The sequence below is a fragment of the uncultured Pseudosulfitobacter sp. genome (assembly GCF_963976325.1).
GTDB lineage: Bacteria > Pseudomonadota > Alphaproteobacteria > Rhodobacterales > Rhodobacteraceae > Pseudosulfitobacter.
In genome coordinates, this window is the sequence record NZ_CAXBJW010000002.1 from 622034 (window position 1) to 635101 (window position 13068).

Below are 13068 nucleotides of genomic sequence, written 5' to 3' on the forward strand. Positions count from 1 at the left end.
AAAATCGGGCGGAACATGCGGGCCAGCATTAGCACTCCGTTAGCACGTGGATGCGATGTTGACCCTGCACTCGAGAACAGAGTGGCGCTGCTCAGCAATGCTGAAAAATGCAAATGTCAGAATGACTTGTTTTTGTCCGTCCCAATGGGGGGCGGGACGTAACCTGGCGCAAAGCGTCAAGACATAAGGAACATGTTCATGTCGAGCATCAATACAAACAACAGCGCAATGGTTGCGCTGCAAACTCTGAAATCCATCAACTCGAACCTGGCGAAAACGCAGGATGAAATCTCGACCGGTAAATCGGTTTCGATGGCCAAGGACAACTCGGCCGTCTGGGCGATTTCCAAGGTGATGGAATCGGACGTCTCGGGCTTCAAATCCATCTCTGACTCGTTGTCGGTCGGTGAAGCAACGGTTGCCGTGGCCTCGGCCGGTGCCGAACAGATCGTTAAGGTTCTGGACGAGATGAAATCGCTGGCGATTTCGGGCAACAGCGAAACGGCTGACTTTGCCAAGATCGACGCAGACATGGCCGAGAAAGAAGCGCAGATCCTGTCGATCATCAGCGCATCGCAGTTCAACGGTGTGAACCTGTTGGCCACCGATACAGACGGCAATGGCGGCACGCAACTGACCGTGCTGTCGTCGTTGGATCGTGTGGGCACCGGTGCGCCGACCGCGTCCACCATTGACGTCGCCACCGTCGATTTCGAGGCGAACCTGGACATTGCAGGCCGCACCGCGATTGCCGATCAGGCATCGGCTGTCACTGCGCTGGGCGAGATGGAGGCCTTCTTGCAGACCGCCATCACCGGTGCAGCTTCGTTGGGCGCATCTTCCAAACGGATCACCGACCAGAACGAATTCGTCGGCAAGCTGACGGATGCGATGAAGGTTGGCATCGGCGCATTGGTGGATGCGGACATGGAAGAGGCGTCGGCGCGTCTTCAGGCGCTGCAAACGCAGCAGCAGTTGGGTGTTCAGGCGCTGTCGATCGCCAACCAGGCGCCGCAGACCATCCTGTCGCTGTTCCGTTAAGCGATCCGTCGGGGCGCGCGTATCTGCGCGCCCCGGCCCTTCGCAAGACGTAACCACCCAATTGGCACATCATTGAAAGTGGTCCTGTGAACGCATATTCCACAGCACAACGCGGCTATGCCGCGAACGCGGCCCCGACCCGAACGGACCGACGCGGCGAATACGAGGTTATCGCGCAGGTCACACGACGCCTGCGCAGCGCGGCACAGGATTCGTCGCGGAATTTCGGTTCCTTTGCGGAAGCTTTGCACGACAATCGCCGTCTGTGGACGAACCTGGCGGTGGATGTGGCAGGCAATGGCAACGGTCTGCCCGAAACCTTGCGGGCGCGGGTCATCTATCTGGCCGAATTCACCGCACAGCATACCAGCAAGATCCTGCAAAGGCAGGCGTCGGTCATGCCTCTTCTTGAAATCAACATGGCCGTTTTGCGCGGTCTGAAAGGGAACGGGGCACGGCAATGAGCGGTCTGATCCTGAAACTGAGCCCCAAGGAACGTATCCTGATCAACGGGGCTGTCATCGAAAACGGCGACCGGCGCAGTCGGTTGGCGATTGTAACCAAAGACGCGAACATCCTGCGTTTGCGCGATGCCATACACCCGGACGAGGCCACGACACCAGTGCGCCGTGTCTGTTACGCGGTGCAACTGGTGCTGTCAGGGGACGGGGATGCCGAAAGCAGCCGGAAATCGCTGTTGAGGCATATCGAGGAGCTGAGCCAGGTCTTTACCGATCGCGACAGCCGCCTGTCGCTGGCTGTGGCCTCGGACGCCTTGGTGAACGGCGACCACTACCACTGTCTCAAGGCGTTGCGGCTGCTGATCCCGCGCGAAGACCGCCTGTTGGCTGCGGGAACCTGACCGATGTTCCAGCCTGTCGTTCCCACCGGCGGTCTGGCCGGATGGCGGTTCCTGCAAAAAACCTATGACCTTCAGCGCGAGGCGTTTAACCAGTCGGCACAGCTGAACCGCGAAACCGATTATTTTCGCGATAACATCGGCAAGGTGACCTCGGCCAGAGAACTGGTCGATGACCGCCAGTTGCTAAGCGTCGCGTTGGGCGCATTCGGGTTGCAGGACGACATCAATAACAAGTTTTTCATCCAGAAAATGCTTGAGGAAGGCACGACCGCCGACGACGCGCTGGCCAACCGCTTTACCGACAAACGCTACAAGGACCTGTCCGAAGCATTCGGTTTTGGTCCGAACGAATTCAGTCCCACTGCGTTTTCAAGCTTTGCCGAGCGCATTGTGAACCTGTACGAAACCGCCAGTTTCGAGGTGGCCACCGGCAACGTGGACGAAACCCTGCGGATCGCTCTGTATGCGGAACGCAAATTGCCGGAACTGGCTGCGGACGACAGCAGCGAGCGGTCGAAATGGTTCTCTATCATGGGGGAATCGCCGCTGCGGGCGGTGTTTGACACTGTGTTCAGCCTGCCCAAGGCTTTTGGCCAGCAGGACATCGACAAGCAACTTGAGGTCTTTCAGGAGCGTGCCGAGCGTATGTTCGGCAGCTCGGACCCCGCGCAGTTTTCGGACCCCGAGGTGTTGCAGGATCTGATGACCAAATACGTCGCCCTGTCCCAGATCAGTGCGTTCAATGCCAACACGTCGTCCGGGTCAATCGCACTGATGCTGCTACAATCGTGAGGCCGGGACGTGCCTTGCCGGGCCTTTTGGCCCTGCGCTGGCCCGCCGCAGGATCAGGTTAAGCTGGGCAAAGCTGTTGGCCACGCCTTGCGGCTCTGATTTGGCTAAAAACGTCTCTAACTCGGGCCAAAGACGTATAGCGTGGTCAATCTCGGGGTCGCTGCCGTGGGTGTACAGGCCGGCCGAAATCATCATCGCATTGCGGTCATAGACACTAAGTGCGCGACGCACCTGAGCAAGGCTTTCATTTTCGGAATCAGAGGCGGCGGCAGGCAGGCTGCGCGACACCGACCGCAGCACATCGATCGCCGGAAACCGCCCGCGTTCGGCGATTGTGCGGTCCAGCACAATGTGGCCGTCCAGCACGCCGCGCAGGATGTCGGCGATGGGTTCGTCCATGTCCGATCCGGCCACCAGAACGCTGAAGACGCCGGTAATATCCCCCTGATCGCCCTGACCGGGACCGGCGCGTTCGCACAGGGACATGATCAGATGCGCGGTCGATGGGGGATGTCCGCGCAAAACGGGTGCTTCGCCCGCGGCCACCGACACCTCGCGGTGGGCCTCGGCGAAACGGGTGATTGAATCGGCGACGAACAGGACCGATTTTCCCTGATCGCGGAAATGTTCGGCCACGGCCATCGCGGTCCACGCACACCGGCGGCGCAACAAGGCCGATTGGTCCGACGTCGCAGCCACAACAACCGAACGCGCCAGCCCCTCTGCCCCCAGGATTTCGTCAACGAAATGACGCAGTTCACGCCCACGCTCGCCAATCAGCGCGATCACCACAACATCGGCCTGCATCGACCGGGCCAATGTGCCCATCAGGCTGGATTTGCCCACGCCCGAGCCTGCAAACAGCCCGACGCGCTGCCCTTGAACGATGGGCAACACGGTGTTCAGCGCCGCCAGACCCGTGTTCATCCGCCCGCCAAGCGCCCGGCGCAGCGCGGCCAGCGGCGGTTTGCCCCGCAGGGGGCGCATGACATTGCCCTGATGCAACGGCCTGCCATCCAGCGCCTTGCCGTCAGGGTCAACGATTCGCCCGATCCAGCCGTCATGGGGCGCAATAACTGCCCCGCCCTGCAAGATCACGCGGTCCCCGATGGCCACGCCGTCCATCTCTCCGTCGGGCAGCAGCACCAGGCCGTCGCCGTTCAGCTGGACGACCTCTCCGCTCAGCCGCAGGCCGTTTTGCCCGCTGAGCAAGGCGCGATCGCCAATGTGGGCGGTGTTTCCCAGACCCGAAACATGCAGCGTAGAACCTTCGGCGCGGGTGACACGGCCAATCCGGTGAACGGGTTTGAAACGTGCAAGCTGGTTTTGCAATCCGGCGAAAGCTGAGGCGGTTTTCATGACAATCCCTTGGGTTCTGCAAACCGTTTCTAAAGGAATCAGGGTTAAGCCTTGATTGAAATGCACGAGGGAGAAGCCCCGATGTTCGAGAACATATCAATTTTCAGAATCGCCAATGCGATGGCCGTTCATGCGGGTCAGAAACAGGCTCTAATATCGCAGAATGTCGCGAATGCGGACACGCCCGGCTACATGGCGCGTGACCTGCCCGATTTCAGATCGCTGTACCGCCCGGATGACGCGCAGGTGCAGCGTGCCACGCGTGCGGGTCACTTGAATGGTGCTGTGGCAGGGGCTGGCACGGCGACGCCCGTGGACCGGCCCGGCACCGCATCGCCCGACGGCAACACCGTATCGGTCGAGCAGGAAATGCTAAGCGCGGTTGACGCAGGTCGGCAGCACGAGCGGGCGTTGGCGATTTACAAATCGGCGCTGAACGTCCTGCACGCCACCCTTGCGCGCAGCTAAAGGATCACGAGATGAGCGATTTTTCCAAATCCCTGTCCGTCTCTGCCAGCGGCTTGCAAGCGCAGGCGCAACGGTTGCGGCACCTGTCCGAAAACATCTCGAACGCGGACACGCCGGGATACCGGCGCAAAACGGTCGCCTTCGAGACGGCCTTTGGCATGGGCGATGCCGTGTCGACGGTTGAAACCGGCCGCGTGCATCTGGACCGCAAGACGGATCTTGAGCGGATCTATGATCCGCAGCACCCGCTGGCCGATGAAACCGGCCATTACGACGGGTCGAACGTGAACCTGCTGATCGAGTTGTCCGACGCCCGCGAGGCGCAGCGCAGCTACGAGGCGAACCTGAAAATGTTCGAACAGGCCCGCAAGATGTCGGCCGGCCTGATGGACCTGCTGCGCCGCTGAACCCAACAAACAAGGAGTATCTAGAATGGATATGTCACTGCTGAACGCCACCCAACGCTATGCCGATGCCAAGCCCGCGACCGAACCGAAACCCGACACGGGTGCGGGCGGTATGGGCGATGCCTTTCGCAGCATGGCGATGGATTTTGCCCAGACGCTGGCCCACAGCGAAGAGGTCGCCAAACAGTCGATGATCGGCGATGCGGATCCGCACGCATTGGTGCAGGCGCTGGCCCAGACCGAGCTGGCTGTCGAAACGGCGGTGACCGTGCGCAACAAGGTCGTCGAGGCCTATCAGGAAATCCTGAGGATGCCGGTCTAAGATGCTGAACGAAATCATCTTTTTCGACACCCTGCGTCAGGGGCTGTGGGTTGCGGTGGTCGTGTCGATCCCGATCCTGACGGCGGCGCTGGTTGCGGGTGTGTCGATCGGGCTGGTGCAGGCGCTGACCTCGATCCAGGAAATGACGCTGACATTCGTGCCCAAACTGGCCGCCATCGTCGTCGTGTTCTGGATGTCGATGGGCTTTATGACCCAGACGCTGGTGTCGTTTTTTCACGACCGCATCATTCCCCTGATCATCGGAGGCTGACCCATGGACAGCGCAGGTTACATCACCATCACCCGCCAAATGGGCCTGAAACGCGAGATGCAGATCGTCGCCAACAACATCGCCAACGCGGCCACCACCGGTTATCGGCAAGAGGGGATGATTTTCTCGGAATACGTCAAGGCGGTTGAAAACGGTCCGTCGCTGTCGATGGGGCAGGGCAACGTTCACAACACCTCGTTCGAACAGGGCACGCTAAGCCAGACCGGCGGAACCTTTGATTTTGCCATCGAGGGTGACGGATTTTTCCTGATCGAGACGCCCGCCGGTGAACGATTGACCCGCGCCGGTGCGTTTTCACCAAATGCCGATGGCGATCTGGTCACCTACGACGGCTTTCGTGTGCTGGACGCAGGTGGTGCGCCGATCTTTGTGCCGCCGGGTGCGGATATTTCCGTTTCCTCGGATGGCACCATGAGCGCGGATGGCGTGCTGGTCGGGCAGATCGGCGTCGTGCGCCCGCTGGCGCCGCTGGACATGCAGCGCGAAGACGGCGTGATGTTCCGCGCCGACGCAGGGTACGAGCCGACGGAGGGGGCCCGCGTGGTTCAGGGATTTGTCGAGGGTGCGAACGTCAATGCCATCGGGCAACTGGCCCGCATGATCGAAGTGCAGCGCGCCTATGAGATGGGCGCCAGTTTCCTTGAAGCCGAAGACAAACGGGTGCGCCAAGCGCTCGAATCCATGACGAAATAAAGGAGAAAGCCCATGCGCGCCCTGAAGATTGCCGCCACCGGCATGTCCGCCCAGCAGATGCGGGTCGAGACGATTTCGAACAACCTCGCGAATATGTCGACCACGGGGTACAATGCCCGCCGTGCCGAATTTGCCGACCTGCATTACCAGCAGATGGCGCGCGCCGGCACGGTGAATGCCTCGGACGGGACGGTGCTGCCCACGGGGGTGCAGTTGGGGCTGGGGGTGCGGCCCGCTGCGGTGTCGATGCATCTGGCCCAAGGGTCGCTGTCGGCCACGGCCGGCGATCTGGACATCGCCATCGAGGGCAACGGATATCTTGAGGTCACGCTGCCATCAGGGCAGGCGGCCTATACCCGCGACGGTGGGCTGAAACGCACCGGCGAGGGGCTGATTGTCACCTCGGACGGCTTTCCGGTGGCGCCCGAGATTGTCATTCCCGCCGATGTCCGCAGCATTTCGATCAACGCCGACGGCGAGGTTTACGCCTATTTCACCGCCGAAAGCGAGGCACAGTTGCTAGGGCAATTTACCCTGGCCGGGTTCAGCAACCCCAAGGGGCTGGAGGCGATTGGCGGCAATCTGTTCACCGAAACCGCAGCGTCGGGTCCGTCGCTGGTGGCAGCCCCCGGGCAGGACGGGCTGGGCACCCTGCGACAGGGGTATCTGGAAGACAGTTCGGTGGATGCGGTGCGCGAAATCACCGAGCTGATCGAGGCGCAACGCGGCTACGAAATGAACGCCAAGGTGATTTCGGCCGCCGACCAGATGATGGGGGCGACGACGCAAATCCGATGATCCGTATCCTGATGCTTGCCAGCCTGTTTCTGTCTGCCCCTGCTGTCCGCGCCGACATCGTCGTGCCCACCCGCACGATCCGCCCGCAATCGGTGATCACCGCCGCCGACGTGCAGGCCATTACCGGCAGCCGTGCCGATGTGTTCGACAACGCGCTGGATGTGGTCGGGCAAGAGGCGCGGGTGGCGTTGTATGCAGGGCGTCCGATCCGGTTTGCCGACATCGGGCCGCCCGCGCTGGTTGACCGAAACCAGATCATCCAACTGCACTATCAAGGGGCGCAACTGACGATCAGCACCGAAGGCCGCGCGCTGGAACGCGGCGGCATTGGTGATCGCATCCGCATCATGAACCTGAATTCCCGCGCAACGCTGTTTGGTCTGGTGCAGGCCGACGGCACCGTACGCGTGTCCAACTAGGAAACTGAAATGAAACGATTTTGTGGACTTCTTCTAAGCTGCGTGGCGCTGCTGTCCGCCTGCGGACGCGGCGACCATCTGGGCAAGGCGCCGTCGTTTTCCGAACCGATGGAAACGGTCGAACATGCCGCGATGATCTCGCCGGGGTTGCCGCGCACCATCGAGATTGTGCGCCCGATGGATCAGGCCTCGCTTTGGTCGGGGTCGCGCAAATCGCTGCTGGGCGACCGGCGGGCGATCCGTCGCGGGGACATTCTGACCGTGGTGATCGAGATCGACGAAAAGGCCGAAATTTCCAACGCCACCGACCGGTCGCGGTCGAGCGGCGAGACATTGAACATTCCCGAACTGGTGGGCATCCCCCAACGGCTGGACAATGCGATTGATGATGGCGGATCGGGCACCAATCCGGTGTCGATCAACTCGTCCAGCTCATCGGCGGGCGACGGGTCGGTGAAGCGCAAGGAAAAGCTGACCCTGCGCGTGGCCGCCACCATCGTCGAGGTGCTGCCCAACGGTGTCCTGTCGATCGCGGGCAGCCAGGAATTGCGCGTGAATTTCGAGATGCGCGAACTTCTGGTCACCGGCTATGTCCGCCCCGAGGATATCTCGCGGCAGAATGAAATCACCTATGACAAGATCGCATCGGCACGTGTGTCCTATGGCGGGCGCGGTCAGATCACCGACGTGCAGCAACCGCGTTATGGGCAACAGGTGCTGGATGCGATCCTGCCATTCTGAAGGGGGCTGACGATGATCAAGAAACTTTTGCCTGTTTTGCTGCTGTTGATCGGCACCGGCAGCGGCGTGGGTGCGGGCCTGTTCCTGCGCCCGCCACCGCCCGAACCGGACCCGAACGCCGAGGCCGAAGTGCATGACACAGAACAGGCGTCAGACACCGAAGAGCACGAAACAGAAGGGCCGGTCGAGCGGGAATACGTCAAGCTAAGCAACCAGTTCGTCGTGCCCATTGTCGACCGCGAAGCAGTGCGCGCGCTGATGGTTCTGGCCCTGAGTGTCGAGGTGACGATCGGATCAAAAGACGCCGTTTACCTGCGCGAACCCAAGCTGCGCGACAGTTTCCTACAGGTGTTGTTCGACCACGCCAATCTGGGCGGGTTCGAGGGCGAATTCACCAGTGCCAACAACCTGTCCGTGCTGCGCGCGGCGTTGTTGGAAGTGGCGCAAAAGGATATGGGGCCGATTGTGACCGATGTGCTGATCGCGGACATCGGGCGGCAGGATTACTGAACCCTACCTTTGGACCTATTTCTCAAGGGACCGCCACAATGCGGTCTCTTGCGCCGTTTCCAGCTGTGCCTTGCTGCGCGCGTGACTGCGGTCGCGGGCGGCGTTTTCGGCAAGCTGCCGGGTGACCAGCACTTTACCATAAGCGGTGCGGACCCGGGCCAGGTGGTGCTCCTTTTGTGCAAGGATCTGTGCCAGCGCGATGTTCAACTGCGCCTTTGACCGGCCGACCCATCCCAGCCAGATCACATCCGCCCCGATTGCCCGCATGGACGCGTTGTCCGGGGCATTGGCGTTGGCGGCCCGCTCTTGCTCTGACAGACGCTGCAATTCGGCGCGGATCAGGGCCTCTTGCTGGGCCAGAGATTTCAACGATTGCTGCGCCCGTTCGTAATGAACGCGCGTCAGTTGATGCAGGTCAGACAGGTTTGCCATCAATACCCCCGCGTTCTGGCACGCTGGCGCATCGCTTCGGCAAAGCGGATTGCGGCGGCGACGGCCGGGTACATTTCGGGCGGAACCTCGGCGCCAATGTCGGTCACGGCAAACAGCGCCCGCGCGGTTGGCGGATCGCTGTGCACCGGCACGCTGTGTTCCATGGCAACTGCGCGAATGCGGGCGGCCAGTTCGTCCACGCCCTTGGCCACACAGGTGGGCGCGGTCCCGGCCTTGCGCGACCATTTCAGCGCCACCGCATAGTGGGTCGGGTTGACGATAATCACGTCCGCATCTGGTACATCCGCCATCATCTGCGTCATGGCGATGGTCTGCGCGCGTTGCCGGCGCGCCTGTTTCAGGTGGGGATCGCCCTCGGATTCCTTGTTTTCGTCCTGCAAATCCTTGCGCGACATCCGGTTTTTGCGGATGTGTTCAAAGTGTTGCCAGATCGCGTCGATGCCGCCAATGGCAACCGACACCAGCACCACCACGAACAAAAAGGCGATGCACAATTCGGCCAACAACAGCACGACCGTGCGTGGCCCGCTGTTCACAGCTGTGACCATTTCCGGCGCGCGCGCTTTGAGAAATGCCCCCAGACAGCACGAATAGATCACCAGTTTGACAAAGCTTTTTGCAAATTCGAACAGGCCGTTGCGGCCAAATTTGTTGCCTGCGTTCTTGATGATCGAGATTTTGGACAGCTTGGGTTCCAGCTTGGACGGCGCAAAGACAAACCCGCGCTGGGCGGCGATCACCAGAACCACGGCAAGGGCCGGAATGGCGAAAATGGGCGCGATGGCCAGAACCGCATCGCCCAGCAAGCCTGCGAACACAGGGCTGCTGCCGGTGGTGACGAACAGTGGCGCAAGGCGGTCGGCCTGATCCAGCAAGGTCATCAACGCGGTGCCAAGCCCCGCAACCGCACCAGCCCCGGCGATCAACAGCGCCACCGTCAAGCCAGCATAGGCGGCTGCGGTGTTCAGATCCTGCGAGCGGGCAAACTCACCCTTTTCACGCGCCTTTTGCAGCTTCTGCGGCGTCGGATCAAAGGACTTTTCGGTATCGTCGTCCTGCCCGCTCATGGCACGGCCTGAAACGGGGCTGCCATGAACGCATCAAGCGCGTCCAGCCAGACTGTCAAAATCAGCGGGCTGCTGACGCACAGGATCAGCAGGCCCCCGGCGGTGATCACCGGGGCGCCGACGAAGGCGACCATAAGCTGCGGCATCGCCTTGTTGATGGCCCCCAGCGCAAGGTTGTACAGAACAGACACCAGGATAAAGGGCGCAGCCAGGGTGAAGGCCAGCGAAAACGCGCGGCGGATCTGGTCCAGCCCCCAATCGGACAGGTCCGACGCCCCTGCAAACACGCCTATGGGCATGATGTCATAGGATAAAATGACCAGCTCGGCGGCTTTGACATGCAGCCCGGCCATCACCGCCAGAGCCAAGGCACCGACAATCAGGATATAGCCGATGGCGGCCAGCGGATCACGCACGGCACCCCCCAGGATTTGCGAAAGCGACGTGGATTGGGCGGCGATGGCACCGGCGGTTTGCAAGGCCAGAATGAACAGACGTATGCCAATGCCCAGCACCAGCCCTGCCAGGGCTTCGGTCAGGACCAGCAGGGCCAGCGCAGGCAGGCCGGGGGCCGGGGCGCTGTGCGACACGGCGGGGGCCACGATCAGCGTAAAGGCCAGCGCAACACCCAGTTTGATCCGCGCAGGCACGGTTTCTTCGCCAAAGGCCGGCAGCAGCGACGCCATGGCTGCAACGCGCAAAAACACGATAAACCCGTGCCAGGCCTGATCGCTCAGAATTTCGACAAGCGCCTGCATCAGGCGGCCACGACACCGACCAAAGCGGGCCGTGCGTCGACGCCGATTTCCTCGAACGAAAAGACCGGATTGCTGATCCCCTTGGCGCGCATGACGGTGCGCAGGAACCGGCGGCGCCTGGTGTTGGTCACGACCGCGGCGTAAATACCGTCGCGGCTGGCGTCGGCCAATTTGTTCGACATGTTGTCAGCCAGCGTGTTGAACAGGTCGGGCGGCAGAGCGATGTCCAGCCCCCGCTCGGCATCGACCTGATAGGTGGCAAAGGTGTCTTCCCATTCGGGCGCCAGTTGCACCAACGGCAATGTTCCATCCGCGCGCCGCATTTCCGCGACCAGTTGAAAGCCCAGACGCTGCCGTACGTGTTCGCAGATCGCCTCGGGCATGGCGTTCTGGCCGCGTGCTTCGGCGGTCGCTTCCAGGATCAACGGCAGGTTGCGGATCGACACCTGTTCGTCCAGCAACAGCCGCAGCACCGCGTGCAAAACGTCGGTCGGCACCTTGTCGGGGATCAGCTCGTCCAGCAGCTTGCGGTTCGCCTCGGCCCGCGCGGGGTCCGAGACATTGACCATCTCGGCCAGCAACCGGCGCAACGATTTCAGCGTCAGCAAGCGCGAGAAATTGCGTTTCACGATTTCAAGGAGGTGGGTCGCCAGAATTTCGGTTGGCGTGACCAGCGTCGCACCGGCCAGCGATGCCTTTTCCTGATCGCGTTCGCTGACCCAACGGGCGGGCGCGCCGTAGACAGGTTCAACCGTGTCCTGACCGGCAGGCAGGGTTGCAGGCTCTTCCGGTTTCAGGGCCAAAATCTGGTCGGGTTGCAGGATGGCGCGGGCCTGTTCCACGCCCTGAATGCGCAGAACATAGGTGCCCGTGGGCAGGCCGGGGTGATCGGTCAGCCGGATTTCCGGCAGGATCAGACCAAAGACCGAGGCCACATGGGTGCGCATATTGGCTATGCGCGCATCCAGACCGGTGCCGGGGTCCAGAACCATGTTGACCAGATCGGGCGCAAATTCGACGTGGATGTCGTCCAGCTCCAGAATGTCGCCCAAGCGCCGCTCGCGCGGGAGATCGGGCATGTCCTCGACAATCTCGGGGCGCGCGGCTTCGGCGCGCAGTTTGCGGCGCATCATGTATGCCGCGGTTCCCAGCCCTGCCGCGCCCAGAACGAAGGGCAAAAAAGGCAGGCCAGGAAACAAGGCAAACATCACCATCAGCACGGCCACCGTGGCCAGCGCGGCAGGGTGTTTGCCAAGCTGCGCAAACACTGCCAGATCGGTTGCCCCCTGCGCGCCGCCCCGCGCCAGCAGCAGTGCCGAGGCGATCGAAATAATCACTGCCGGAATCTGGCTGACCAGCCCGTCCCCCACGGTCAGAATTGCATAGGTTTCAAAGGCGGTGGACAGCGGCATTCCGTGCACGGCGATGCCCATGACCAGCCCGGCCACAAGGTTCATCAGAGTGATCAGCAGCCCCGCAACAGCATCACCTTTGACGAACTTCGACGCCCCGTCGAGCGAGCCGAAGAACGTGGTTTCCTGTTGTTCGCGTTCCCGCCGTTCCTTGGCTTCGACATGGTCGATGGCGCCCGCGCTCATGTCGCTGTCGATGGCCAGTTGTTTGCCGGGCATCCCATCCAGTGCAAAGCGCGCGCCAACTTCGGCCATGCGCGCCGCACCTTTGGTGATCACCATAAAGTTGACGATCAGCAGAACGCAAAACACCACCAGCCCCAGAAACACGCTGCCGCCCATGATGAACTGTGCGAAGCCTTCGATCACGTCCCCGGCAGCGCCGGTGCCGGTGTGGCCCTGCCCGATGATCAGCTTCGTCGACGACACGTTCAGCGACAATCGCAGCATCAGCGACGCCAGCAGGATCGTGGGAAAGGCCGAGAAATCCAGCGGCTTTTCAATAAACAGCGTGATGGTGAAAATCAGGATCGCCAGCGCAAAGGACGCCGCCAGCCCGATGTCGAGCACCCATGCGGGCATCGGCAGGATCATCATCACGATGATCGCCATCAACGCCACCGCCAGAAGAACGGTGGGGTTGAACACGGCATTCATATTAAATGGTTTCATGC

General features: G+C 61.6%; 18 protein-coding genes. 13 read left to right on the forward strand and 5 right to left on the reverse strand.

The genetic code is table 11. The features are described from left to right. Window positions 1–198 precede the first annotated feature (198 nt). The 4 genes from AAC077_RS10225 to AAC077_RS10240 all read left to right on the forward strand — a co-directional run bounded on the left by AAC077_RS10225 (window position 199) and on the right by AAC077_RS10240 (window position 2695). Window positions 199–1041: a flagellin gene (locus AAC077_RS10225; RefSeq protein ID WP_339769147.1), complete on the forward strand. Its 843-nt coding sequence runs from the start codon at window positions 199–201 to the stop codon at window positions 1039–1041. 86 nt (window positions 1042–1127) lie between these two features. After that, window positions 1128–1505 (forward strand): flagellar biosynthesis regulator FlaF, encoded by a 378-nt coding sequence (gene flaF / locus AAC077_RS10230; protein WP_339769149.1) that lies wholly within the window; start codon window positions 1128–1130, stop codon window positions 1503–1505. Continuing rightward, the gene (flbT, locus tag AAC077_RS10235) at window positions 1502–1903 is read left to right on the forward strand and encodes a flagellar biosynthesis repressor FlbT (protein WP_339769151.1); all 402 of its coding nucleotides are present in this window, start codon (window positions 1502–1504) and stop codon (window positions 1901–1903) included. Before flaF ends, flbT begins: the two co-directional genes overlap by 4 nt. Before the next feature lie 3 nt (window positions 1904–1906). Beyond that, on the forward strand, window positions 1907–2695 hold the full coding sequence (locus AAC077_RS10240) for a DUF1217 domain-containing protein (RefSeq protein WP_339769153.1): 789 nt from the start codon (window positions 1907–1909) through the stop codon (window positions 2693–2695). Here AAC077_RS10240 and AAC077_RS10245 read toward each other — a convergent pair. After that, window positions 2684–4054: a FliI/YscN family ATPase gene (locus tag AAC077_RS10245; RefSeq protein ID WP_339769155.1), complete on the reverse strand. Its 1371-nt coding sequence runs from the start codon at window positions 4052–4054 to the stop codon at window positions 2684–2686. The genes AAC077_RS10240 and AAC077_RS10245 overlap by 12 nt on opposite strands. Before the next feature lie 81 nt (window positions 4055–4135). Between AAC077_RS10245 and AAC077_RS10250 the strand changes: the two genes are divergently transcribed. The 9 genes from AAC077_RS10250 to AAC077_RS10290 are packed head-to-tail and all read left to right on the forward strand — an operon-like array spanning window position 4136 to window position 8704. Next, window positions 4136–4522, forward strand: coding sequence for a FlgB family protein (locus AAC077_RS10250; RefSeq protein WP_339769157.1), 387 nt, complete (start codon window positions 4136–4138; stop codon window positions 4520–4522). Window positions 4523–4533: 11 nt separating this feature from the next. Then, a complete protein-coding gene (gene flgC, locus AAC077_RS10255; protein ID WP_339769158.1) occupies window positions 4534–4929 on the forward strand; it encodes a flagellar basal body rod protein FlgC in 396 nt (131 codons plus the stop codon). A gap of 25 nt (window positions 4930–4954) precedes the next feature. Further along, a complete protein-coding gene (fliE, locus tag AAC077_RS10260; RefSeq protein ID WP_339769160.1) occupies window positions 4955–5251 on the forward strand; it encodes a flagellar hook-basal body complex protein FliE in 297 nt (98 codons plus the stop codon). Window position 5252: 1 nt separating this feature from the next. Continuing rightward, complete coding sequence (locus AAC077_RS10265) at window positions 5253–5522, forward strand: flagellar biosynthetic protein FliQ (RefSeq protein ID WP_339769162.1); 270 nt, start codon at window positions 5253–5255, stop codon at window positions 5520–5522. A 3-nt stretch (window positions 5523–5525) separates the two neighbouring features. Beyond that, window positions 5526–6236, forward strand: coding sequence for a flagellar hook-basal body complex protein (locus AAC077_RS10270; RefSeq protein WP_339769164.1), 711 nt, complete (start codon window positions 5526–5528; stop codon window positions 6234–6236). 12 nt (window positions 6237–6248) lie between these two features. Next, a complete protein-coding gene (flgG, locus tag AAC077_RS10275) occupies window positions 6249–7034 on the forward strand; it encodes a flagellar basal-body rod protein FlgG (protein WP_339769166.1) in 786 nt (261 codons plus the stop codon). Beyond that, window positions 7031–7453, forward strand: coding sequence for a flagellar basal body P-ring formation chaperone FlgA (gene flgA / locus AAC077_RS10280; RefSeq protein ID WP_339769168.1), 423 nt, complete (start codon window positions 7031–7033; stop codon window positions 7451–7453). The genes flgG and flgA overlap by 4 nt, the downstream gene beginning before the upstream one ends. 9 nt (window positions 7454–7462) lie before the next feature. Continuing rightward, entirely contained in the window at window positions 7463–8194 is a 732-nt protein-coding gene (flgH, locus tag AAC077_RS10285; RefSeq protein WP_339769170.1) for a flagellar basal body L-ring protein FlgH, read from the forward strand. Between the two features lie 12 nt (window positions 8195–8206). Beyond that, window positions 8207–8704, forward strand: coding sequence for a flagellar basal body-associated FliL family protein (locus AAC077_RS10290; RefSeq protein ID WP_339769172.1), 498 nt, complete (start codon window positions 8207–8209; stop codon window positions 8702–8704). 15 nt (window positions 8705–8719) lie between these two features. On the opposite strand, the gene AAC077_RS10295 is transcribed toward AAC077_RS10290, so the two are convergent. The 4 genes from AAC077_RS10295 to flhA are packed head-to-tail and all read right to left on the reverse strand — an operon-like array spanning window position 8720 to window position 13066. Further along, on the reverse strand, window positions 8720–9136 hold the full coding sequence (locus AAC077_RS10295) for a hypothetical protein (protein WP_339769174.1): 417 nt from the start codon (window positions 9134–9136) through the stop codon (window positions 8720–8722). Next, a complete protein-coding gene (locus tag AAC077_RS10300; RefSeq protein ID WP_339769176.1) occupies window positions 9136–10224 on the reverse strand; it encodes a flagellar type III secretion system protein FlhB in 1089 nt (362 codons plus the stop codon). Before AAC077_RS10300 ends, AAC077_RS10295 begins: the two co-directional genes overlap by 1 nt. Continuing rightward, entirely contained in the window at window positions 10221–10982 is a 762-nt protein-coding gene (locus AAC077_RS10305) for a flagellar biosynthetic protein FliR (protein WP_339769178.1), read from the reverse strand. Before AAC077_RS10305 ends, AAC077_RS10300 begins: the two co-directional genes overlap by 4 nt. Next, window positions 10982–13066 carry a flagellar biosynthesis protein FlhA gene (gene flhA, locus AAC077_RS10310; protein WP_339769180.1) on the reverse strand — a complete coding sequence of 695 codons (2085 nt, stop codon included), beginning with the start codon at window positions 13064–13066 and terminating at the stop codon, window positions 10982–10984. The genes AAC077_RS10305 and flhA overlap by 1 nt, the downstream gene beginning before the upstream one ends. Window positions 13067–13068: the final 2 nt, after the last annotated feature.

Excerpts from the sequence above, each read along its gene's own strand:
- AAC077_RS10225 (WP_339769147.1), top strand. The coding sequence starts at position 199 with ATGTCGAGCATCAATACAAACAACAGCGCAATGGTTGCGCTGCAAACT.
- flbT (WP_339769151.1), top strand. The coding sequence starts at position 1,502 with ATGAGCGGTCTGATCCTGAAACTGAGCCCCAAGGAACGTATCCTGATC.
- AAC077_RS10240 (WP_339769153.1), top strand. The coding sequence starts at position 1,907 with ATGTTCCAGCCTGTCGTTCCCACCGGCGGTCTGGCCGGATGGCGGTTC.
- AAC077_RS10245 (WP_339769155.1), bottom strand. The coding sequence starts at position 4,054 with ATGAAAACCGCCTCAGCTTTCGCCGGATTGCAAAACCAGCTTGCACGT.
- AAC077_RS10250 (WP_339769157.1), top strand. The coding sequence starts at position 4,136 with ATGTTCGAGAACATATCAATTTTCAGAATCGCCAATGCGATGGCCGTT.
- flgC (WP_339769158.1), top strand. The coding sequence starts at position 4,534 with ATGAGCGATTTTTCCAAATCCCTGTCCGTCTCTGCCAGCGGCTTGCAA.
- fliE (WP_339769160.1), top strand. The coding sequence starts at position 4,955 with ATGGATATGTCACTGCTGAACGCCACCCAACGCTATGCCGATGCCAAG.
- AAC077_RS10265 (WP_339769162.1), top strand. The coding sequence starts at position 5,253 with ATGCTGAACGAAATCATCTTTTTCGACACCCTGCGTCAGGGGCTGTGG.
- AAC077_RS10270 (WP_339769164.1), top strand. The coding sequence starts at position 5,526 with ATGGACAGCGCAGGTTACATCACCATCACCCGCCAAATGGGCCTGAAA.
- flgG (WP_339769166.1), top strand. The coding sequence starts at position 6,249 with ATGCGCGCCCTGAAGATTGCCGCCACCGGCATGTCCGCCCAGCAGATG.
- flgA (WP_339769168.1), top strand. The coding sequence starts at position 7,031 with ATGATCCGTATCCTGATGCTTGCCAGCCTGTTTCTGTCTGCCCCTGCT.
- flgH (WP_339769170.1), top strand. The coding sequence starts at position 7,463 with ATGAAACGATTTTGTGGACTTCTTCTAAGCTGCGTGGCGCTGCTGTCC.
- AAC077_RS10290 (WP_339769172.1), top strand. The coding sequence starts at position 8,207 with ATGATCAAGAAACTTTTGCCTGTTTTGCTGCTGTTGATCGGCACCGGC.
- AAC077_RS10295 (WP_339769174.1), bottom strand. The coding sequence starts at position 9,136 with ATGGCAAACCTGTCTGACCTGCATCAACTGACGCGCGTTCATTACGAA.
- AAC077_RS10300 (WP_339769176.1), bottom strand. The coding sequence starts at position 10,224 with ATGAGCGGGCAGGACGACGATACCGAAAAGTCCTTTGATCCGACGCCG.
- AAC077_RS10305 (WP_339769178.1), bottom strand. The coding sequence starts at position 10,982 with ATGCAGGCGCTTGTCGAAATTCTGAGCGATCAGGCCTGGCACGGGTTT.
- flhA (WP_339769180.1), bottom strand. The coding sequence starts at position 13,066 with ATGAAACCATTTAATATGAATGCCGTGTTCAACCCCACCGTTCTTCTG.